The sequence below is a fragment of the Hyunsoonleella sp. J2K-J805 genome, from assembly GCF_057167125.1.
Genome location: NZ_CM169901.1, coordinates 548,073 through 571,501 on the forward strand (window position 1 = coordinate 548,073; position 23,429 = coordinate 571,501).

Annotated in this window: 18 protein-coding genes and 1 CRISPR repeat array; of the genes, 11 read left to right on the plus strand and 7 right to left on the minus strand. The window is 35.1% G+C overall.

All coding sequences use genetic code 11. From position 1 onward, the window contains the following. The first annotated feature begins 64 nt into the window (after window positions 1–64). Window positions 65–2,440, plus strand: coding sequence for an ATP-dependent helicase (locus AC1B0Z_RS02440; protein WP_483795229.1), 2,376 nt, complete (start codon window positions 65–67; stop codon window positions 2,438–2,440). 3 nt (window positions 2,441–2,443) lie between these two features. Here AC1B0Z_RS02440 and AC1B0Z_RS02445 read toward each other — a convergent pair whose 3' ends face one another. From AC1B0Z_RS02445 to AC1B0Z_RS02455, 3 genes are read right to left on the minus strand one after another with little or no spacing between them, the layout of a single operon-like run. Then, the gene (locus AC1B0Z_RS02445; protein WP_483793960.1) at window positions 2,444–3,409 is read right to left on the minus strand and encodes a glycogen-binding domain-containing protein; all 966 of its coding nucleotides are present in this window, start codon (window positions 3,407–3,409) and stop codon (window positions 2,444–2,446) included. After that, the gene (locus tag AC1B0Z_RS02450; protein WP_483793961.1) at window positions 3,406–4,371 is read right to left on the minus strand and encodes a retropepsin-like aspartic protease; all 966 of its coding nucleotides are present in this window, start codon (window positions 4,369–4,371) and stop codon (window positions 3,406–3,408) included. Before AC1B0Z_RS02450 ends, AC1B0Z_RS02445 begins: the two co-directional genes overlap by 4 nt. Window positions 4,372–4,411: 40 nt before the next feature. After that, complete coding sequence (locus AC1B0Z_RS02455) at window positions 4,412–5,278, minus strand: alpha/beta hydrolase fold domain-containing protein (protein ID WP_483793962.1); 867 nt, start codon at window positions 5,276–5,278, stop codon at window positions 4,412–4,414. A gap of 98 nt (window positions 5,279–5,376) precedes the next feature. Here AC1B0Z_RS02455 and AC1B0Z_RS02460 point away from each other — a divergent pair, with 98 nt between their 5' ends. The 4 genes from AC1B0Z_RS02460 to cas2 all read left to right on the plus strand — a co-directional run bounded on the left by AC1B0Z_RS02460 (window position 5,377) and on the right by cas2 (window position 11,478). Then, window positions 5,377–5,997, plus strand: coding sequence for an L-threonylcarbamoyladenylate synthase (locus AC1B0Z_RS02460; protein ID WP_483793963.1), 621 nt, complete (start codon window positions 5,377–5,379; stop codon window positions 5,995–5,997). 422 nt (window positions 5,998–6,419) lie between these two features. Next, a complete protein-coding gene (cas9, locus tag AC1B0Z_RS02465; RefSeq protein ID WP_483793964.1) occupies window positions 6,420–9,989 on the plus strand; it encodes a type II CRISPR RNA-guided endonuclease Cas9 in 3,570 nt (1,189 codons plus the stop codon). A gap of 8 nt (window positions 9,990–9,997) precedes the next feature. Then, entirely contained in the window at window positions 9,998–10,918 is a 921-nt protein-coding gene (cas1, locus tag AC1B0Z_RS02470) for a type II CRISPR-associated endonuclease Cas1 (RefSeq protein WP_483793965.1), read from the plus strand. A gap of 215 nt (window positions 10,919–11,133) precedes the next feature. After that, window positions 11,134–11,478 (plus strand): CRISPR-associated endonuclease Cas2, encoded by a 345-nt coding sequence (gene cas2, locus AC1B0Z_RS02475; protein ID WP_483793966.1) that lies wholly within the window; start codon window positions 11,134–11,136, stop codon window positions 11,476–11,478. 198 nt (window positions 11,479–11,676) lie between these two features. Then, window positions 11,677–14,681: a CRISPR direct-repeat array (repeat unit 46 nt; unit sequence CCTGTGAATTCTCCATAAATTTAAAGAACTGAAAGCAATTCACAAC). 871 nt (window positions 14,682–15,552) lie between these two features. On the opposite strand, the gene AC1B0Z_RS02480 is transcribed toward cas2, so the two are convergent. The 3 genes from AC1B0Z_RS02480 to AC1B0Z_RS02490 all read right to left on the minus strand — a co-directional run bounded on the left by AC1B0Z_RS02480 (window position 15,553) and on the right by AC1B0Z_RS02490 (window position 17,934). Beyond that, on the minus strand, window positions 15,553–16,392 hold the full coding sequence (locus AC1B0Z_RS02480; RefSeq protein WP_483793967.1) for an OmpA/MotB family protein: 840 nt from the start codon (window positions 16,390–16,392) through the stop codon (window positions 15,553–15,555). Between the two features lie 109 nt (window positions 16,393–16,501). Beyond that, complete coding sequence (locus tag AC1B0Z_RS02485; RefSeq protein WP_483793968.1) at window positions 16,502–17,491, minus strand: glycosyltransferase family 2 protein; 990 nt, start codon at window positions 17,489–17,491, stop codon at window positions 16,502–16,504. Then, the gene (locus AC1B0Z_RS02490; RefSeq protein WP_483793969.1) at window positions 17,488–17,934 is read right to left on the minus strand and encodes a type I restriction enzyme HsdR N-terminal domain-containing protein; all 447 of its coding nucleotides are present in this window, start codon (window positions 17,932–17,934) and stop codon (window positions 17,488–17,490) included. The genes AC1B0Z_RS02485 and AC1B0Z_RS02490 overlap by 4 nt, the downstream gene beginning before the upstream one ends. A gap of 60 nt (window positions 17,935–17,994) precedes the next feature. Between AC1B0Z_RS02490 and holA the strand changes: the two genes are divergently transcribed. After that, window positions 17,995–18,999 (plus strand): DNA polymerase III subunit delta, encoded by a 1,005-nt coding sequence (gene holA, locus AC1B0Z_RS02495; protein WP_483793970.1) that lies wholly within the window; start codon window positions 17,995–17,997, stop codon window positions 18,997–18,999. Beyond that, complete coding sequence (locus AC1B0Z_RS02500) at window positions 19,000–19,665, plus strand: uracil-DNA glycosylase (RefSeq protein WP_483793971.1); 666 nt, start codon at window positions 19,000–19,002, stop codon at window positions 19,663–19,665. It begins immediately after the preceding gene. A gap of 6 nt (window positions 19,666–19,671) precedes the next feature. On the opposite strand, the gene AC1B0Z_RS02505 is transcribed toward AC1B0Z_RS02500, so the two are convergent. Further along, window positions 19,672–19,872 (minus strand): hypothetical protein, encoded by a 201-nt coding sequence (locus AC1B0Z_RS02505; RefSeq protein ID WP_483793972.1) that lies wholly within the window; start codon window positions 19,870–19,872, stop codon window positions 19,672–19,674. A 263-nt stretch (window positions 19,873–20,135) separates the two neighbouring features. Here AC1B0Z_RS02505 and AC1B0Z_RS02510 point away from each other — a divergent pair, with 263 nt between their 5' ends. From AC1B0Z_RS02510 to AC1B0Z_RS02525, 4 genes are all read left to right on the plus strand, one after another. Further along, window positions 20,136–20,975, plus strand: coding sequence for a 1,4-dihydroxy-2-naphthoyl-CoA synthase (locus AC1B0Z_RS02510; protein ID WP_483793973.1), 840 nt, complete (start codon window positions 20,136–20,138; stop codon window positions 20,973–20,975). Beyond that, entirely contained in the window at window positions 20,963–21,877 is a 915-nt protein-coding gene (menA, locus tag AC1B0Z_RS02515; RefSeq protein ID WP_483793974.1) for a 1,4-dihydroxy-2-naphthoate octaprenyltransferase, read from the plus strand. The genes AC1B0Z_RS02510 and menA overlap by 13 nt, the downstream gene beginning before the upstream one ends. 67 nt (window positions 21,878–21,944) lie before the next feature. Then, a complete protein-coding gene (locus AC1B0Z_RS02520; RefSeq protein WP_483793975.1) occupies window positions 21,945–22,622 on the plus strand; it encodes a metal-dependent hydrolase in 678 nt (225 codons plus the stop codon). Window positions 22,623–22,737: 115 nt separating this feature from the next. Beyond that, the gene (locus AC1B0Z_RS02525) at window positions 22,738–23,427 is read left to right on the plus strand and encodes a DUF2490 domain-containing protein (RefSeq protein ID WP_483793976.1); all 690 of its coding nucleotides are present in this window, start codon (window positions 22,738–22,740) and stop codon (window positions 23,425–23,427) included. Window positions 23,428–23,429 lie beyond the last annotated feature (2 nt).

Consider the following 23,429-nt stretch of genomic DNA (forward strand, 5'->3'; position numbering starts at 1 on the left):
TGATAATTCAAGGGTAATATGCAGCAAACATTGGTTATTTTCACATGTTGAAAAAGAAGATACTTTGGAAGAATATTTAAATCAGCTAAACAGTGCGCAGTTAGAGCCAACAATTCAAATTGACGGCCCAATGATTGTTATTGCAGGTGCGGGTTCTGGCAAAACACGGGTGCTTACCTATCGTATTGCTTATATGATGAGTAAGGGTATAGACCCTTTTAATATTTTGGCATTAACGTTTACCAACAAGGCAGCACGCGAGATGAAAGAGCGTATTGCCTCCATAGTTGGTGCCAGTGAAGCTAAAAATTTATGGATGGGAACCTTCCACTCCGTATTCGCAAAAATTTTGCGTATTGAAGCAGATAGGTTGGGCTACCCTAGTAATTTTACGATTTACGATACACAAGATTCCGATAGATTGATTGCTTCTATTATTAAAGAAATGAGTCTGGATAAGGATATTTACAAGTATAAACAAATTCGATCTAGAATTTCTTCATATAAAAATAGCTTGATTACAGTTAGAGCTTATTTTCAAAACCCAGAATTGATTGAAGCCGATGCCATGGCAAGACGACCTAGAATGGGTGATATCTATAAGGAGTATGTGGAGCGTTGCTTTAAAGCCGGTGCCATGGATTTTGATGATTTACTTTTGAAAACCAATGAGCTTTTAACACGTTTCCCTGATGTATTGGCAAAATATCAAAACCGATTTAAATACATTCTGGTTGATGAGTATCAAGATACCAATCACTCACAATACTTAATTGTAAGAGCACTTTCTGATAAGTTTCAGAACATTTGTGTTGTAGGTGATGATGCCCAAAGTATTTATGCCTTCCGCGGAGCGAATATCAATAATATTTTGAACTTTCAGAAAGACTATGATGATGTAAAGGTATTTCGTTTAGAGCAGAATTATCGCTCTACAAAAAATATCGTCAATGCAGCCAATTCTATTATTGACAAAAACCAAACGAAGCTTGAAAAGATTGTTTGGACGGCTAACGAAGAAGGTGCAAAAATAAAAGTGAATCGTTCTCTTACGGATGGCGATGAAGGGCGCTACGTTGCTAGTACAATTTTTGAAACCAAAATGCAGGAGCATTTGCCGAATAGCGACTTTGCTGTATTGTATCGCACCAATGCACAGTCTCGTGCCATTGAGGATGCATTAAGAAAACGTGATATTAAATATCGTATTTATGGCGGCTTATCCTTTTATCAGCGCAAAGAAATAAAAGACGTTTTATCATATTTACGATTGGTTATAAATCCTGCTGATGAAGAAGCATTAAAGCGCGTGATTAATTTTCCTCCAAGAGGGATTGGTCAAACAACTGTAGACAGATTGGTTGTGGCTGCGAATGGCCTAGATAAACCCATTTTCGACGTCATCAAGGATTTAGACAAGATTGAAATTAAAATCAATTCTGGAACCAAAGCGAAACTTGATAATTTTGCAACTCTAATTGAAAGCTATCAAGTGATGAATCAAACTGCTGATGTTTTTGAATTGGCAGAACACGTTACCAGAAGCAGTGGTTTAATTAGAGAGTTTAACAAAGACGGAACTCCAGAAGGAGTAGCCCGAATGGAAAACATTGAGGAGCTACTTAACGGTATGAAGGATTTTGTTGAAGGCCAAAAAGAACTTGCTGATGCCACAGGGTCTCTAGCAGAATTTTTAGAAGATGTGGCACTTGCTACTGATTTAGACAATGACAAGGGCGATAGTGACCATGTTGCGTTAATGACGATTCATCTAGCCAAAGGGTTAGAGTTTCCTTATGTGTTTATTGTTGGACTTGAAGAAGATTTATTCCCAAGTGCCATGAGTATGAATACCCGAAGCGAACTAGAGGAGGAGCGAAGACTGTTTTATGTGGCCTTAACCAGAGCAGAAAAGCAAGCCTATTTAACTTATGCATTATCACGCTATCGTTGGGGGAAATTAATTGACGCAGAACCAAGCCGTTTTATTGAGGAAATTGACGAGCAGTATTTAGATATTATTACACCAATTGAAGAACGACGTTACAATCCCATGTTGGATGCTAGTATTTTTGGGGATGTGATTCCTGAGGGTAATCGAAGGATGTGCGCCAATAAAACAGCGTCACCGGATAAAATACGTTTTAAACCCGCAAAACAATTTAAACCCAAAAAAGGAGCGTCTAGAAAAGACCCTAAAAAATTTCAAGTTACTACACCCAAAAATTTAAAGCCCGTATCCAAAACAAGTAATGGAACTTCAAATTTGTTTGATAGTAAATTAGTGGTTGGCAATATTGTAAAACATATCCGTTTTGGTAATGGTGAAGTTTTAAAAATTGAAGGCAAAGGTGCGGATACCAAAGCTGAAATTCAGTTTGAAACTGGTGGAACTAAAAAACTATTGTTGCGTTTTGCTAAGTTGGAAGTGGTAGGGTAATCGCTACTTCACCATATAAACCGAATTGATATGCCCATCGCCATCATACTCACGAACTGGATTGTCAGGATCTGTCATCCATTTACCATCTACAATAAATTTGTAGTGATGTTTACCACCAGATAATGGAATAGTGTAAACCCAACCATCAGTGGTTTTCTTCATCTTAAAATCGTCTTCGCTCCAATTGTTAAAGGAACCTGCCAATATCACGTTCTTAGCTTCAGGATAGCCAACTAAAGCAAAAGTGGTATACTCTTGAATATCGATTACAGAATTATATTCATGAAACTCATTGGGCGTTTTGTTTGGGTTGTGCGGATCTTCCATCCACTTTCCATCAACAATAAAACGATACTGGTATATGTCTGGTTTCATTTGTAAGGTGAGTTCCCAACCAAAATCGGTTTTATTCATTTCAAATAAGTCCTCGTTCCACTTATTAAATGAACCGGCAAGAATCACTTTTTTAGCATCTTTGAAACCCTTCAGTTTAAAATAGGCGTTCCCCATTTCGCTAGGGTAGGCGGTGTACATTTTCAAATTGAAAATACCTCTTATTTTTTTACCATTTTTTGTTGCTTTTGCAACATTGGCATCTTTTCTAGAAGGTTCTGCCCAATACGCATTGTTTATCACATACTTAAATTCCCATGAGAAGGCATCATTAAAATCCGAAACACTTTTCCTAAGTTCATAAATATAATCACTTATACGTTGCATTTTCCAGCCTTCGCGAGACCACAGGTTAAATTCCCCAGAGACGGTAACACTTTCTATATCAAAATCTGAGAATTCAAGCCGTTGTGCTGTGTGTTCATGGGTAAATTTGGAATAATCCCTTACGTCAAATCTAAACACAACTGTATCATTTTCAATTTTATAACCCTTTAGCTCTTTTTGTCCCAAAACACTAAAGCTCATAAAGGTGAATACTATAAAAACGATATGGTATTTTATTAGTTTCATTCCTTAGGTAACGGATAATCTATAAAATATAATTTCTCTTTTTTATAATTAATGATGGTTCGTTTTCGTGCAAAAAACTCATATCCCAAAATACCATCTAGTTGCACTCCAAAAGCCTCGTTCATATGGCCTAGATTGGTTAAAACGGTATACATAGGGCCAAAGTAAATACCATCACTTAACCTTACACGGTGCAATTTCCCTGCCAAAACCCTAATGGTTTTTCCGCTGGCACCGTTTAGTTTTAATCGCTTTTTGGGAATAAAATAACGCAGTGCTTTTTTGTTTACACTCTTATTTATCTGGTTAAACTCAGCTGCAGTGTCAATACCCAATCGTACTTTTTGATTATTGATGGTACCGTTTACAACGATGGTATGTTTTTTTAAACTGAAGTTTAAACTATCCACAATCTTTTCTAAATACACTTTGTCGGTAAGCTTATTGCCTTTTGTATCAACCTTGGTTAAGGTAATTTGATTTAAATGTAAATCGATAAAAACTTCATAATCCTTTAAAATACTGTACCCAATAATTCCAAGTAATTTGATTTTTTTACTTTTCTCAATATGCGATAAATCAATAACATCAGATATTTTATTTTGAAGTTTAAAACTACTCAAATTAAATTCATCTATTCGCCTTTCATAGGAATGATCTAAAATTTCGCTTACGCCGGAGGCATTGATTGATTTTTTTTGAAATTCATAAAGGTTATCAAAGTGAACACTATTTAAAATCAAAGCTTCTGAGCCTGTATCAATAATGAAGTTGCCTTTTTTACCTTGCAGTTCTGCTTCTAACACCATCAAATGGTCTACAAGTTTAAAAGGAATGCGCGTAGTGTATTGGTTTAATATTTCTGCTTTCGGGAAAATTATAGGAGGGTTAGCCGTGGAATTTGCATAAGTGATACAAACACTTAATAGAAAAAATAATACTATGCCCCATATTTTACTCATATTATAAAGACGGTGTAGCACTAAAAATGTTACATTAAAACTACAAATGTATTTCCATGTAGGCTTTTAGTTTACTCCAAGTATCCAATAGTTCTAATCCAACCCAGCCATGTCCAGCATTTTCATAAAGCGTAAACTCATGCGTTACGTTTAAAGATTGTAGTTTATCTCTTAAATCTGTGCCTTGAGTTGTAGGGATTAAAGGGTCTTGTCCACCATAAAATAATATGGTTGGAGGTGCTGAGGACGTGACTTGATGAAACGGACTTACCTCTTCCAAAAACGCTGTAGTTGGTTCAATGCCAAATAAATCCAGAAGATTTTGTAAAATAGGATTTGAATTATTTAGATACGCAGGGTCTGTTAAATTTGTAGGGCCAACAATACTGCAAACCATATCTGCCTTTTTGTTATTATCAAAAGCATAGCTCCACAATAATGATAAATGCGCACCAGCACTAGTGCCGATAAAACCAATATCTTCAGAAATAGAATATTTAGTTTTATTCTCCTTCAAAAAGTTCACAACACTTGTGATATCCTCAATTTGCATGGGGTACGGTTGGTTGTTTGCGTCTGCCAATCTGTAATTCATGTTTACAACGGCAATATCCTTAAGTTCTTGATTAATCAATAGCTTAATAGGATCCATATCTTCTTTACTGCCAGACGTCCATCCACCGCCGTGAACTAAAATCACGGTTTTTGTAGCAGAAGTTCTATTAGCAGGCAGGTATAAATCAAACCTCTGGCGCTCCTCGGTACCATACGGCATATTAAGTTCCTCGTAAATTTTGCTCGTGTCAAATGTATTGGAAACATCACTATCATCAGTGGTTTCGTTAGAACATCCTAAAAGTAGAACAGTAAAAAGAATTACTGTAAAAAAAAGTTTTTCTAATTTCATAAGTCTAGGTTTAAAACCAGTTGTACTTTAATTTTATTGAGTAACTTTAGGGTGTAAATGGTCAATTATTTTGTAAACGTTTGCACAAGATAAATATTATGGCGGAATTTATTAGAATATACGAGGAAAACCCTAATCCAAAGGAAATCGATAAGGTAGTAAAGGTGCTAAAAAAAGGCGGACTTATAATTTACCCCACTGATACCGTATATGGTTTAGGCTGTGATATTACTAATATTAAGGCTTTAGAGAAAGTAGCTAGAATTAAGGGTGTGAAATTAGAAAAATCTAACTTTTCCTTTGTGTGCCACGATTTAAGCAATCTCAGCGATTACGTAAAGCAAATTGATACGTCCACGTTTAAAATCTTAAAGCGCGCCCTTCCAGGAGCTTACACCTTTATTCTGCCTGGGTCTAAATCTTTACCAAATCCTTTTAAAAAGCGCAAAACTGTAGGTATAAGAGTGCCAAACAACAACATCGCGTTAGATATAGTAAAGCAATTGGGCAACCCTATTATTTCCACATCCATCCGGGATGAAGACGAAATTTTAGAATACACTACCGATCCCGAATTAATTCTTGAAAAATGGGACAACTTGGTGGAATTGGTTATAGATGGTGGATACGGCGGGAACGAGCCGTCAACTGTTATTGATTTATCTAATGAAGAACCCGTTGTGATAAGAGAAGGAAAGGGTAGTTTGGAGATTTTTTAGAGTTATTTGGGGGCTACCCACCCTTCGAGAACCTCAGGGTAAAAGGGTCGAGCCTGCCTGCCGGCAGGCTTTCACTACTCAATCCCTCCTGCGTCGGCGATTTCAAACCCCTGTGCTGGGTTTATCGAAGTATACCGTCCAATCCCTAGAGCGGAAGAAAAATCTGTATTAATTGTAAATAACAGTCTTTTTTTAAGTTATTTTTCTTACATTTAAAATCCTCCTTAAAAATTATAGCAGTTAAATAGAAAAGAAAAAGCGATTCGTAAGAACCGCTTTAAATGTTTTCACAACGGAATAATCCTTATTGTGAATTGCTTTCAGGGCTTAAAGATATAAAAAGAAAGTGGTTGGGCAAATACGGAATACCGTAAAAAAGTATAAAAAATAAGGAATAAGTTTATTGATAAATAATTTAGTGTATGAAACGAATATTAGGACTTGACATAGGCGTATCATCTGTTGGTCTAGCAGTCATTAAAGAAGATGATGATAAAAAAGAGATTGAAAAATTGGCGGTTAGGATAGTCCCTGAAGACCCAGACTTTCATGGTAAGTTCTATTCGGGAAATACAGCTAGCAAAAACCTGGATAGAACCATAAAAAGAGGCATAAGAAGAAATAATCAAAGATATAAGGCAAGAAGGGATAAACTATATGCAATTCTGAAAGAAAATGATATGTTTCCCTCTTTGGATTTGTTTAGACTTTCTTCAACCGAGCTTTATGCTATTAGAGCAAAAGCTGTAACCAAAAAAATCTCTTTAAAAGAACTTGGACGTGTTTTGATTCTTCTTAACCAAAGACGTGGTTTTTTGAGCAACAGAAAATCAGTGTCAGAAGAAGAAAACACGACTGAATATAAAGATCGAATCGCATCGTTGGAAAAAGAATTAGAGGGAAAAACCATTGGTCAAAAACTATATTCGGAACTAATCGAAGGTAACAATTCTTTTGATGTCCTTATCCGAGAACGTACCTATCAAAGAAGCTCTTATGTTGAAGAATTTGACCGTATTTGGGACGAACAGCAAAAATACCACGGCATTTTAACTGGAAATTCACAAGATGATGACAATAAAGCAACTCTGTACGACCTTATCCGCAACAAGACCATATATTACCAACGACCTCTTAAAAGTCAAAAAGGATTGGTATCGGAATGCCCTTTTGAGAAACACCATAAAGCGGTTGCAAAGAGTTCACCTTATTTTGAATTATTCAGGATTTGGCAAAAGGTAAATGATTTAGCTTGGAAATCACCCAATGGGGAAGAGCTTAAGCCCTCTTTGGAACAAAAGCTACAATTAAAAGAAGCTCTTTGGCACGGATACGAGTTAAACGGAAAATTCAAATTATCTGTTTCCAAAATCAAGAATCTTTTGGGGTATGGGCGAAACGACAGGATTTATTTAAACTTTACGGAATTAGACGGAAGCCGCACATATAGTGTTTTAAAAAACGCTTTAAAAGTAGCTGGAATTGACAACCCTGAAAAGTACTTGTTTTTTAATTTGGATAAAAACGACGAAAAGGGTGGGTTATTTGAGCTATGGCACATTACTTACTCATTGCCTACGGAAAAAGAAGTAATAGCTGCACTGATGAAACGCTTTGGGTTTCAAGAACAGCAAAGTACAATAATAGCAAATAAAGTTGGCTATTCTGCGGATTATGGAAATCTATCAACTAGAGCAATAAGGAAACTCTTGCCAAGTTTAGAAAAGGGTCTGGGTTACAGCGAGGCTTGTGAAAAAGTGGGCTATGACCATAGTGGCTACAAAACAGTTATTGAGTTGTTGCCAAAATTAAAACAACTTAATAAAAATGCTTTAAGAAACCCAGTGGTAGAGCAAATTCTCAATCAAGTTGTTAATGTGGTTAATCTTGTCATAGAAGAGTATGGAGAAATCCATGAGATACGGGTTGAACTCGCAAGAGAATTACGCAACAGTGCTAAGACCAGGAAAAGTATTTCACAATCTAATTCAAGAAATAAAAAAAACAATGATAGAATTCGAAAAGAACTCAAGGAAAATCATGGTTTCAAATTGGTGAACGGAAGAGATGTAAAGCGGTTTATTCTTTGGGAGGAGGTTACTCAAGAATGTTTGTATTGCAACAACCCTATTACTGGAACAGATATGTTAACGGGCAATGCGGATATAGAGCACATCCTGCCAAAATCGAGGTCTTTTAATAATGCCATGAGTAACTTCATCATAGCGCATAGGAGTTGCAATTCAGATAAAGGGCAAATGACAGCGTATGATTTTATGGCTTCAAAAGGGGAAAAAGTACTTTATCAATACATATCAAAGGTAAACGATTTGTACAAAGATGGCAAGGGTAGTATAACAAGGACAAAATTTGAAAATTTACTTTGTAAAGGCGAAGATATTCCTTCTGATTTTGTGGAGCGTATGAAAAAAGATTCGCAATATATCGCAAAAGAGGCAGTCAAAATGCTAAAATCGGTTTGCCCAAATGTTCATACTACTACAGGACAAGTCACCGACTTCTTGCGAGATGAATGGCAACTAAAACACCTCTTGCAAGAATTGTCCTTTGAGACCTATAAATCTATTGGTCAAGTTGAAGAAAAAACTATCAAAACCAACGGACAGACCAAATCATTTGAAATAATTAAAGACTGGAGTAAACGTGATGACCATAGGCATCATGCTGTTGATGCTTTAATTTGTGCATTAACGAATCAGAAAATAATCTTTAAGCTCAACAACCTAAATAAAATTTATCAATACCAAAAAGGAACATTAACCGAAGCGGAACTCAAAAATTATGAGGATTTTTTAGAAAGCAGATTTTCATTAAAAGAATTTGCTCAGCATCAAGGTAACATAATTAAATGTGACATACCTAATATAAGGCAGGAGGCCAAAAAACATTTGGAAAATATTTTCATATCCTTCAAAAAAGAAAATAGTAAAGTATTAACTAAAACCATTAATCGTCCAAAAAATGGAATGGAGCAAGTAACTTGGGTTCCAAGGGCAAGGTTGCATGAAGATACAGTAATGGGGCGTATTAAGAGAATAGCCGATAAAAAAGTAAAACTGAATAAGCTTTTAGGAGAACAACAAAACTTAATAGTTAACCCAAAAATTAAAAAACTGATAAAGGAACACCTTTTAAAGTTCGAAGGAGACCCAAAATTAGCTTTTTCATCAAAAGCACTTAAAAAAGAACCTATAGTTTACAAAAATGAGCTAATAAATGAGGTCACTATTTATGAATGGGTAAACACTAAAAGAGTGGTGATAAATGAAAGCATAACACTTGCACAAATTAAAAAGATTATTGACGGAGAATCCAAACGAGTTATTCAAGAGCGATTGGAACTGCATAATGGAAAGATAAAAGAAGCTTTTAAAAATTTAAAAGAAAACCCAATTCGCCTAAAGAATGGAATGTTATTGAAATCAGTTACGGTTTCCGATGAAAGCAAAGTAGAAAAAGTGAGGGATGGTTACGTGATTTTAGGTAAAAATCATCATACACTTATTTTTAAGGACGAAAAAGGAAAATACAATGATAGAGTAGTATCCTTTTGGGATGCCGTAAAAATAGGCATGCTGAATATTGAACTCTCTGGAAAACCGACACCCATAATTGAAAGAAGAAACGATGCTGAATTGGGCAAATTTCAGTTTTCAATGCAAATTAACGATTTATTTGTTTTCGATTTAAAACATTCAAAGAACCCACAATATGAAAATGAAATTGATTTTTTTGACGAAAATAATAGAGCAATTATCAGTAAAAAATTGTTCAGGTTGCAGAAAATGAGCAAAAGTGGAAGTGGTAGATTTCTTGTTGATTTTAGACATCATCTTGAAACAAGTGTAACTAGAAGCGATCTAAAGTTAAAGGATATAACTTGGTTTACTATTTCAAAAAATGCAGATTTAGAGCGACTAACTAAAATAAGACTAAACCACATTGGTAAAATAGTTAAAATCGGAGAATAACTTAAGTCATGATAAAACGAACCTTGTTTTTTGGCAATCCCGCTTATCTCAGCACCAAAAATCAGCAACTTGTGGTCAATTTTCCAGAGGAAGAAAAGGACGAAAAAACCATTCCTATTGAAGATTTGGGCTATGTGGTGTTGGAAGACCCACAAATCACCATAACTAACGGTTTGTTACGTAAATTGGTAGAGAACAAAACCGCCGTTATTACCTGCGACCAACAACATTTACCTTGTTCACTTTTACAACCACTAACGGGACATAGCGAACAAACAGAGCGTATGCGCTACCAACTAAATGCTAGTATACCCTTAAAAAAGAATTTGTGGCAGCAAACGGTTGTTGCAAAAATTGATAACCAAGCCAATCATTTTTTGATGCGAGAAAAAAATGCGTTGCGTTTAAAACGTTATGTCAAAGAAGTGAAAAGTGGCGATTTAGATAATCAAGAAGCGATTGCAGCTGCGTTTTACTTTCAAAATTTATTTGATATAGATGGTTTTAGCCGTAACCAAAAAGGCATTGCGCCAAATAACTTACTAAACTATGGTTACGCCATTTTACGGGCTGTAGCCGCTAGGGCACTGGTAAGTAGTGGTTTATTGCCATCAGTTGGTATTTTCCATCATAATAAGTACAATGCCTTTTGTTTGGCAGATGATGTTATGGAACCCTACAGGCCTTATGTGGACGCCATAGTGTATGATATTGTAGAAACAGGCTGCCAAATAGAGGAACTAAACACGACTATAAAAACAGACTTATTAATGATTCCTGCTTTGGATGTGGTTATTGATGGAAAACAAAGCCCATTAATGAATGCCATGAGCAGAACTACAACTAGCCTTTTTGAATGTTTTGAAGGCAGTAGACGGAAATTGTTATATCCAGAATTTAAGTCGTCTTTGGAGGCTTTTGTGGGATAAAATGGATTCCTGCCTTCGCAGGAATGACAAGGCAGATACCTTTAACTAAAATAAACCATTATGGATTTGGAATCAATAGTTTTAAACAAAAAAAAAAAATTTTCTCAACATTAGGTTGTCATTCCTGCAAAGGCAGGAATCTAAGATAAAATTGGATTCCGCGTCATGCGCGGAATGACAGGACGGATACTTTTAACTAAAACAAAAAAGCATGTATGGCATCTTACTTAACACGATTAAATCAATATAGATGTATGTGGGTACTCGTGTTTTTTGATTTACCGACAGAAACTCTTACTGAGCGAAAGGCAGCAACACGCTTTAGGAAAAACTTGTTAAATGATGGTTTTGGCATGTTTCAGTTTAGCATTTATACCAGATTTTGCCCAAGCAGAGAAAATGCTACCGTACACATAAAACGTACAAAAAAGGCGCTACCTAAAAAAGGAAAGGTATGTATCATGCAAATTACCGATAAGCAATTTGGTATGATGGAACTCTTCCATGGCCAAAAAGAAGCCGATTTAGAACCACCATCACAACAATTAGAACTTTTTTAGGATTGTCATTCCTGCGAAGGCAGGAATCCATTTAAACACGCTCTGTCATGCTGAACTCTTTTCAGCATCTTAAATATTATAGTAAATAGAACTTGAAATGTCAGGTCGAACGCAGTCGAAACCTTATTAATTTAGATAAAAACAACAATTCTAACAACTAACATAAAAAACAGGATACCAGCCTGTTACAGCAAGTATCCTGTGAATTCTCCATAAATTTAAAGAACTGAAAGCAATTCACAACGGTTTCCTTGATATTGAATTATTGCATTTTCCTGTGAATTCTCCATAAATTTAAAGAACTGAAAGCAATTCACAACCATAATGATTAACTAAATAATCTTCAAAACCTGTGAATTCTCCATAAATTTAAAGAACTGAAAGCAATTCACAACGTGTATCTGCATCTGTATTAGCAGCCACAACCTGTGAATTCTCCATAAATTTAAAGAACTGAAAGCAATTCACAACCTAAAGAATTGTGTGAACTTATTAGTAAGACCTGTGAATTCTCCATAAATTTAAAGAACTGAAAGCAATTCACAACACTGATTGCATAAGTTCGCTGTCGCCGAAGCCTGTGAATTCTCCATAAATTTAAAGAACTGAAAGCAATTCACAACGTAGACGCTAAAGGCGTTTCAATACCTAAACCTGTGAATTCTCCATAAATTTAAAGAACTGAAAGCAATTCACAACAGAGGGCAGTACGATTTTACAAAACGCATACCTGTGAATTCTCCATAAATTTAAAGAACTGAAAGCAATTCACAACTAAATGCGAATGGTCCTTATAGGTAATGCGCCTGTGAATTCTCCATAAATTTAAAGAACTGAAAGCAATTCACAACGTAATCTTCTACCCAAAAGCCTTTCATTTTCCTGTGAATTCTCCATAAATTTAAAGAACTGAAAGCAATTCACAACTTACAAATTTTAAGCTTTCAACTCTATAAACCTGTGAATTCTCCATAAATTTAAAGAACTGAAAGCAATTCACAACGTGGGAACTGTGGTGCAATAATCGTCGTAACCTGTGAATTCTCCATAAATTTAAAGAACTGAAAGCAATTCACAACGTCGTCTGCTTCTTCTTGTTTTTTAGTCGTCCTGTGAATTCTCCATAAATTTAAAGAACTGAAAGCAATTCACAACTACCGGCGCGTCGCCTTCTACTTTAATTGGCCTGTGAATTCTCCATAAATTTAAAGAACTGAAAGCAATTCACAACGTGTATTTGTTCAATTAAATTAGAGTTTCCCCTGTGAATTCTCCATAAATTTAAAGAACTGAAAGCAATTCACAACTATTGGCACAATGTGCTGTAACTTATTGGTCCTGTGAATTCTCCATAAATTTAAAGAACTGAAAGCAATTCACAACGCCACCAACCAACGCGTGCGCCATGTGCCACCTGTGAATTCTCCATAAATTTAAAGAACTGAAAGCAATTCACAACGTATTGCCAGTATGTATAAAATCGAAACACCCTGTGAATTCTCCATAAATTTAAAGAACTGAAAGCAATTCACAACGTAGTAGATGCATTCTTTGGTATCTACCTCCTGTGAATTCTCCATAAATTTAAAGAACTGAAAGCAATTCACAACTTTCCGTTATGGTCTATTTTACGCATCCAACCCTGTGAATTCTCCATAAATTTAAAGAACTGAAAGCAATTCACAACTAAGTCGTTAAAAATCAAACCATACCCAAACCTGTGAATTCTCCATAAATTTAAAGAACTGAAAGCAATTCACAACATGTAATTCGTATCGGACAGTAATTTGCTGCCTGTGAATTCTCCATAAATTTAAAGAACTGAAAGCAATTCACAACCTGAGCTTGTTACATCTAAATGTCCATCACCCTGTGAATTCTCCATAAATTTAAAGAACTGAAAGCAATTCACAACGATGTGGTGTGTGTTGTTTGGTGATAATTCCTGTGAATTCTCCATAAATTTAAAGAACTGAAAGCAATTCACAACGTGGAGATGCGGATTTAGATACCGTAACAGCCTGTGAATTCTCCATAAATTTAAAGAACTGAAAGCAATTCACAACAAAGTCGCACCAATAGGTAACACCGTATAACCTGTGAATTCTCCATAAATTTAAAGAACTGAAAGCAATTCACAACAGTTGACAGCTGATAACGGGTTTCTTTAACCTGTGAATTCTCCATAAATTTAAAGAACTGAAAGCAATTCACAACGTTGCCTTTACAACAAAGAAATCTCCAATTCCTGTGAATTCTCCATAAATTTAAAGAACTGAAAGCAATTCACAACTTATATGCGGATTATTCAATCCTTTTTGGTCCTGTGAATTCTCCATAAATTTAAAGAACTGAAAGCAATTCACAACCTGCATTGCAGCAGGTCGATTGATACATCACCTGTGAATTCTCCATAAATTTAAAGAACTGAAAGCAATTCACAACTTGCGACACTTAAAACTCTTTTTGGAAAAACCTGTGAATTCTCCATAAATTTAAAGAACTGAAAGCAATTCACAACATAAATGTTCGTCAATAGCGGTGGTAAGCTCCTGTGAATTCTCCATAAATTTAAAGAACTGAAAGCAATTCACAACGGCAACTACATTATTTCATCATTAGGTAATCCTGTGAATTCTCCATAAATTTAAAGAACTGAAAGCAATTCACAACTGTTTTAAAATGCGTTCCTTCGGAATATCACCTGTGAATTCTCCATAAATTTAAAGAACTGAAAGCAATTCACAACTAACGACGAGATAGACAGAATCGTAACCTCCTGTGAATTCTCCATAAATTTAAAGAACTGAAAGCAATTCACAACTTGAGGCTACTCTGTAATCTTTAAGAGTTGCCTGTGAATTCTCCATAAATTTAAAGAACTGAAAGCAATTCACAACTAGTTGTTCTTCAATCTCTAAACGATCACCCTGTGAATTCTCCATAAATTTAAAGAACTGAAAGCAATTCACAACTCGTTGAAGGTTATCGGTAGATTGCTTAAACCTGTGAATTCTCCATAAATTTAAAGAACTGAAAGCAATTCACAACTCTCTCATGACGAGAAAGGAAACATAATATCCTGTGAATTCTCCATAAATTTAAAGAACTGAAAGCAATTCACAACTAACGTTACGCATATATGAATTGTTGCTGACCTGTGAATTCTCCATAAATTTAAAGAACTGAAACCTAAAACAATGACAACAGGATAGGTCAATAATTTAGATCGATGCATAAAGAAATGGTGGGAAACAAAATAAGGACGAGGTTCAGCGCAGCTAAAGCAATTCACAACTTACCCCTTCCGTTTCACCTGTTCCAACAACCTGTGAATTCTCCATAACACTTCGACTGCGCTCAGTGCAGGATTTAAAGAACTGAAACCTAAAACAATGACAACAGGATAGGTCAATAATTTAGATCGATGCATAAAAGAAATGATGGGAAACAAAATAAGGACGAGGTTCAGCGCAGCTAAAAAAATTCATAATCGTGTTTATGCTTTTGGTTAGTACTTTAAAATATTGAAATTCTACTTTACGTAATTTAGCTATAAAATTTGTATGTTTATATTTAGTAAGGAACCTTACAGGATACCGAGCGATAGCCTAAACGCTAAGTGATGCTCATGACGTAAGGTTCTTTATTTTTGCGGATATAAGAGAAACTTCGGAACTGAAAGCAATTAATAATCACTTAGGAAGTTAATAATATAACTTGGCAGTATCATATCTAAATTATTTTATATTTTTAAAATGGCTGTCTGAGGATGGCCCTCAATGAGAGGGATGCTCTATGTACTTTTATATATCTTCTTTTTCTTCTTTAGCTTTTTCTAAATCTACCTTAAGAGGCTATTGCTCGATAATAAATATATATTGTTTTAAACCAGACGAATTCGCGTTAAGGATTGAGCGGCATGCTTGAGCTCCCGACGCAGGAGGAGCGAGTAGTGAAAGCCTGACCCCTTTTACCCTGAGGTACTCGAAGGGTGGGGTAACGCCCAAAATAAAACAAAGAAGCCCAACTATAAAAGTTGAGCTTTTAAATATTATGTTTAAAGAGTGCTGCTTAGTTTCCTCCAGCCTCTAAATTTTTCATTTCCTTTTCAACCAATTCATAGAACTGATCTAATTTTGGAAGTACCACAATTCTTGTACGTCTGTTAATCGCTCTGTTCTCAGCAGTGTCGTTGTCAACCAATGGCACATAAGAACTACGTCCTGCGGCAATTAGTCTTCCTGGATTTACGTCTAAATCTTCAAGTACACGGATAATGGAAGTTGCACGTTTTACGCTCAAATCCCAGTTATCCAGCAAAACACCACTAGCAAAAGATCTACTATCAGTATGTCCTTCAACCATACATTCAAAATCTGGTTTTGCATTTACAACCTTAGCTACTTTTGCCAAAACTTCTTTAGCTTTTGAAGTTACATTGTAACTACCACTCTTAAATAGTAATTTATCTGATATAGAGATAAATACGACGCCTTTTTCAACATTTACTTCAATATCTGGGTCATTAATCCCAACTTCACGTTTAAAGCTAGTTACTAGAGCAAGCGTTACACTATCTTTCTGAGTTAAGGCATCTTGAAGACGTGTAATTTTAAGGTCTTTTTCCTTTAAGCTCTCTAAAGTTTTTTCCATATTGTTGGCACCCTTAGCAGATATGATTCCAAGATTGTCATTCGCATCTTTTAAATCTTTTACTCTATCTTCTAACACAGAAACTTTAGCTGTTGCTGTTGCTCTTTCTTCTAAACAAGAGTTCAATTTAACGGTTGCAGAATTCAATAAATCCTGGGTTTCTTTTTGCTTTTCCTGTAAGGCTAAAAATTCCTTTTTAGAAACACAAGAACTTAGAATGAATAAGGCTGATAAACTAAGTAATAGTACTTTCTTCATAATTATTAATAAGGTTTTTTGTTGGATAAAATATTTGCTACATGTTTCGACAAAAGTATACAAAAAACGGATGAAATTAGAACTGTTAACAAAACTTTTACTAACCGAGTTATAAACTTTTATAGAACTTTTTCCTATTTACGAAATACGCCCAAACTATGGATGTTTTCTGATAATATTTAGTTTTATGTTTTATCCCTTTTCTTTTTAGAATAAGACTATGAATATGGTTATAAAAGCTTAAGTGCGCCTTTAGAATAGCCAATGTATGGCTGAATTTAAACTCAAGTAAAAACTTTAAGCCTGCTATACCATCCAAAATTAATCGGATAAAAACTAACAACGCCACATTACCCTTAGCATTTTTTACCAGTGCAAAAAGGCTGTTTCTAAAATTTAGGAATGTTTTTTTAGGATTGGTATTGCTTAATGTAGCACCGCCAATGTGATAAACTTCGGAATTGCCGTTATAAATGATGTCGTAACCCTTATTTTTTGCACGCCAGCACAAGTCGATTTCTTCCATATGCGCAAAAAATGATTCATCAAAGCCACCAAGTTCTTCATAAACATTACTTCTAATAAACAAACAGGCGCCTGATGCCCAAAATATAGGACTGATATCGTCGTACTGTCCGTTATCCTTTTCTACAGTATTAAAAATTCTGCCTCTACAATATGGATAACCAAACTTATCAATAAAGCCTCCTGCTGCACCCGCATATTCAAAATAATCCTTTCGCTTAAAATCTAAGATTTTAGGTTGTACAATAGCAATTTTAGGATTGTCAATAAAACTTTGTTTTACAGGAACTAACCAGTCTTTAGTAACTTCAATATCACTATTCAGCAAACAGAAAATATCAGCATCTACATGTTTTAAAGCATCATTATAGCCTTTTGCAAACCCTCCATTTTCGCTGTTTTGAATGATTTTGACTTCTGGGAAATTAGATTTTAAAAATAAAACCGAATCATCCGTAGAAGCATTGTCGGCCACATAAATATTAGCACTGTTAGAATGTTTAATGACCGAAGGTAAAAACTGTTCTAAGAGTTTTTTTCCATTCCAATTTAATATGACTACAGCAATATTCATGTGTTATACTCAGGTATATCCCTTAAAAATTGATATTGTTCGTTTTCAACATCCATCTGGCAATAATAATGATTTAATCCATTAGTCACCATCAGGTAGTCTGCATCAAGTACTAAGTTGTATCTCGCGATTTGGTCAAATACATTTTGGTTTATTTCTATTTTAGGCGCTTTGCATTCTACAATAATTTGAATTGAGCCGTCTGGTTTGTAGACGATGATGTCATAGCGTTTACTTAAACCATTAATTTTCAATTCCTTTTCAACATTAATTAGCGATTTAGGATACTTTTTATCTTCAATTAAGAAATGTATACAGTTTTGGCGCACCCATTCCTCAGGTTGCAAGACCACAAACTTTTTACGAATAATGTCAAAAATCAGAACTTTATTTTCGCTATTTTTGAATCGAAACTGATATGTTGGGAAATTCAATTTATGCACCTAGCAAAAGTATCATTAGTAATAATATTTTAAGAGTTTTTCACTGAAAATTTTCTTTTTTTGGACGAGGTCAAACAATTAGTAACGGATATAAAAAACAGAAACCTTAAACCTATTTATTTCTTAATGGGAGAGGAGCCTTACTATATTGATAGAATTTCAGATTTTATTGAAGAAACCGTTTTAACTGAAGAAGAGCGCGGTTTTAATCAAATGGTGTTATATGGTAGGGATGTTTCGATTGAAGATATAGTAAGTAATGCCAAACGCTACCCGATGATGGCGGAATATCAAGTGGTAATTGTAAAAGAAGCTCAAGACCTATCGCGTACTATTGAAAAATTAGCATCTTATGCTGAAAACCCTCAAACCACGACAATTTTAGTGATAAACTACAAGTATAAAAAAATTGATAAACGAAAAGCGCTTTACAAAACTTTAAAAAAGACAGGTATTATTTATGAAAGTAAAAAGCTTTACGAAAATCAAGTAGCTGATTGGATAAGGCGTGTGCTTTCTCCCAAAGGTTATTCTATAACACCTAAAGCGGCGCAAATGTTAGTGGAGTTTTTGGGCACTGACCTAAGTAAAATAAATAACGAGCTAGAGAAACTGCAGATTATTTTACCAAAGAACAGTCAAATTACACCAGAAGCAATTGAAAAAAACATTGGCATTAGTAAGGATTATAATAATTTTGAATTGCGCAAAGCTATTGGTGATAGGGATGCAGTTAAGGCCTATAAAATTGTAAACTATTTTGCAGATAATCCAAAGGACAACCCAATGGTAGTGACTGTGTCGTTATTGTTTAACTTTTTTTCGCAGCTTTTGCATTTTCATGGACTTAAGGATAGAACACCAAGGAGTGTAGCGTCTGCACTAAAAATCAACCCATATTTCGTTAACGAATATGTAACAGCCGCTAGAAACTACCCTATGCGAAAGGTGAGTGCTATAGTTTCAACACTAAGAACTTTTGATGTGAAGAGCAAAGGTGTTGGTGCTAATGCTGTTCCCCAAGGGGATTTGTTAAAGGAATTATTAGTTAGAATATTAAACTAAATGGAGGTAAAAATTCATGAAAGCTGGAAACCGTATTTAAAGCAGGAATTTGAAAAATCCTATTTTAAAGATTTAGCTGACTTTGTAAGGCATGAGTATAAAACTAATACCTGTTTTCCTCCTGGGAGCGAGATATTTAATGCGTTTAACCATTGTCATTTTGACGATGTAAAGGTTGTAATTATAGGTCAGGATCCCTATCACGGACCAGGGCAAGCCAACGGACTGTGTTTTTCGGTAAATGATGGAATTTCCCATCCGCCATCCCTCATTAATATTTTTAAAGAGATAGAAAACGATTTAGGGACTTCCTACCCTGGGAGTGGGGATTTATCGCGTTGGGCCAAACAGGGCGTGTTATTGCTTAATGCAACATTAACAGTAAGAGCACACCAAGCGGGAAGCCACCAAAAAAAGGGATGGGAAACGTTTACAGATGCTGTCATCGAAACCGTCAGCAAAAGAAAAACCGATGTTATCTTTTTGCTTTGGGGTGGATATGCCAAACAAAAAGCTAAATTAATTGATACCGGTAAACATCAAATTTTAAGTTCAGGTCATCCCTCTCCTTTAAGCGCTAATAGAGGCTACTGGTTTGGAAATAAACACTTTAGCAATACAAACAAATTGTTGCTTGATGCGAATAAAAATGAAATTAATTGGTGAGAAAAACTAGCTTCCGGTAGGGGCTAAATCTTGAGAAGCAGTTTCCACTTCGATATCTTGATTTAGCTTAATAGCTTGTTCAGTAGTATTAAATTCTTCCTGTATTTCTCGTTTAGCTTTTGGTATAAAACGTGTGACTAGAAAGACCGCCGCATTTATGGTAACTAAAGCTAGTATAAAAAGAGTAATATTAAATAACATAGGCATCTTGGGTTTGCTGCTCGACGAAAGTATATAAAATTTCGATGAAATACAAATTTTTTGGTTTAAATGTGAATTCTTTTTCAAAATTAGCTAAAAATTAACAAAGTACAGTACTTTGGAGTTGATATGTTTGTTAAAATGAAAAATCTTATTAATTTCAAAATACAATACGTTAAAACTGACATTTTCGTAAAATATTGGCTAAATATTTTGATAATCTATTTAGATAAAAAAATATAATTTATTTTTGATCAAAATAAATTGATATGAACGAATCAAAGTGGGTTGTTGCCAAAGAATATGAAGACATCACATATAAAAAGTGTGAAGGTGTTGCCCGAATTGCATTCAACAGGCCTAATGTAAGAAACGCATTCAGGCCAAAAACCACCAGCGAACTTTATGATGCTTTTTATGACGCTAATGAGGATACTTCAATTGGCGTAGTTTTGCTGTCTGCTGAAGGACCATCTACAAAAGACGGTGTATATTCATTTTGTAGTGGAGGAGACCAAAAGGCTAGGGGACATCAAGGCTATGTAGGTGAAGACGGTTATCATCGCTTAAATATTCTCGAAGTACAACGTTTGATAAGGTTTATGCCCAAAGCGGTTATCGCCGTAGTTCCTGGATGGGCAGTCGGGGGTGGACATAGTTTACATGTAGTTTGTGATTTGACACTTGCAAGTAAAGAAAATGCCATTTTCAAGCAAACCGATGCTGATGTTACCAGTTTTGATGGTGGCTATGGTTCGGCGTATTTAGCTAAAATGGTGGGGCAAAAAAAGGCAAGGGAGATTTTCTTCTTGGGTAGAAATTATTCAGCACAGGAAGCTTTTGAAATGGGTATGGTAAACGCCGTTGTGCCTCATGCCGAATTAGAAAGTACTGCCTTTGAGTGGGCACAAGAAATTTTGGCAAAGTCTCCTACCTCTATCAAAATGCTTAAGTTTGCGATGAATCTAACAGATGATGGTATGGTAGGACAACAAGTTTTTGCGGGCGAAGCCACACGATTGGCTTACATGACCGATGAGGCTAAAGAGGGACGGAATGCTTTTTTGGAAAAGCGCAAACCAAACTTCAATAAAAAATGGATTCCATAATGCAAAATCTTTCAGCTTGGATTTCAGCAATGCGTCTAAGAACATTACCGTTGTCAGTATCAGGTATTGTAGTCGCATCAAGTTTCGCAGAATATAATGGGTATTTTGATTGGTACATATTCATTTTAGCAATTTTAACTACTATAAGCCTACAGGTGCTTTCAAATTTAGCAAATGACTATGGCGATGGTATAAAAGGTACCGACGATAATGATAGGATAGGGCCGGAGCGTGCCATACAAAGTGGTAAAATTAGTCCAAATGAAATGTTTGAGGGTATTAAATTAAATATATTGGTCTGCATCGTTCTCGCGTTTCTTTTAATTTTTACGGCTTTTGGTTCGCAATATTATCAATTAACCCTGATTTTTTTTGTATTAGGTATTGGCTCTGTAGTTGCAGCGGTTAGCTATACGATTGGCACTAAGGCCTATGGGTATCGCGGATTAGGTGACCTGTTTGTTTTCGTTTTTTTCGGGCTTGTTAGTGTTATTGGATGCTATGTACTTTATGCAAAAAAGGTGGATCATGTTGTTTTTCTTCCCGCCATTACGATAGGACTTTTATCAGTAGCGGTTCTCAATTTGAATAACATGAGGGATGTAAAATCCGATTTAATTTCTGGAAAATTGACGTTAGCCGTAAAATTAGGCTTGGAAAAAGCCAAAATATATCATTCCTGGTTAGTTATTTCTGCTATTATTATTTCCGCTTTATTTGGGATATTATATTACACATCGCCTTATAATTTAATATACTTTTTAGTATATATTCCCCTCCTAAAACATGTAAAAAAAGTTAGAAAAAATACGTTTGTAAAGGATTTAGATCCGGAGTTAAAAAAAGTGGCACTTTCAACTTTTTTACTTGCGGTGCTTTTAGCTATTGGACATCTGCTTTAGCTACCTTGAAGCATTAATTTTATAGTTGTTTCTAAAATCATTAATTTAGTTTGAAAAGATATTTTATATGAAAATAACGTTTTACGGACACGCAAGCCTAGGAATTGAAATGGGCGACTTCAATATTATAGTAGATCCCTTTATTTCAGGAAATCCAAAAGCGGAATCTATTGACATAGAAACCTTAAAAGCAGATTACATTTTGGTTACGCATGCACACCAAGATCACACTTTGGATGTTGAAACGATTGCAAAACGAACTGGCGGTATAATAGTTTCCAACTATGAAATTGTTACACATTATGAACAAAAAGGCCTAAAAGGGCACCCAATGAATCATGGTGGCTCATGGCAATTCGATTTTGGCACAGTAAAATATGTAAACGCGATACACACATCTTCTTTCCCTGATGGCAGTTATGGTGGCCAACCAGGAGGATTTATTATTCAATCTGGTAAGAAAACAATTTATATTGCTGGTGATACCGCACTAACCTACGATATGAAACTAATAGGTGAAGCCTATGATTTGGATTTGGCAGTTTTGCCTATTGGCGATAATTTCACTATGGGTGTTGATGACGCCATTATTGCATCTGATTTTATAAAGTGCGATAAAATTTTGGGATACCATTATGACACATTTGGTTACATCGAAATAGATAAAGTAAAAGCAAAAGCCAAATTTGATACAGAACTTAAGTCCTTAACACTATTGGACATAGGGGCATCTATTTATATATAGAAAATAAGCAATGAAAGTTAAAATCTCTATGATACTATAAGAAAGTATGATAGAGATTTTTATTATTATTAAATTAATAGTATTACTTTTATAATAATGATTAACACTATTAATAATGAAATTAAAACTATTGATTTTATTTTCGATCTGTTTGGTATCAATAACTAATGCACAAGTAGATCAATCTGCTACAGGAGCATGGTATATGTATTTTTTCAATAAACAATTTAAAAACAATAGTTTTGGAATTCAAGGCGATATTCAGCACAGAAATTGGAACATTGTTGCAGATCTGGAGCAGCTTCTAATTAGAACTGGTGTTACGTATACACCCAAAGATTCTGGTATTATGTTCACCTTAGGATATGCCAATATTACTACAGGCACATTTGGTGATAGCGCAGTTACCAGCGGCGAAAACAGAATTTACCAAGAGGCTTTATTTTCTCAAATACTAGGACAACGTTTTTTAATAACGCATCGCTTTAGATACGAGCAGCGTTTTGTGGAAAGCCAAGATTTTAGAACGCGCTATCGCTATAATTTGTTTTTAAACATACCTTTTAATAAAAAAGGGCTTGAAAAAAATGCTATATATGCTGCACTTTACAATGAGATTTTTATTAACGGACAGACTGATATAGGCGATAATACATCGGTTGAACTTTTTGACAGAAATAGAACATATTTAGGTGTAGGGTATGTTCTAAACCCAGGGCAACGTTTTCAATTAGGATGGATGAATCAAAAAACCGCCACATGGGGTAAAGGACAGTTACAATTTAGCTTCCATCATAATTTTTAATA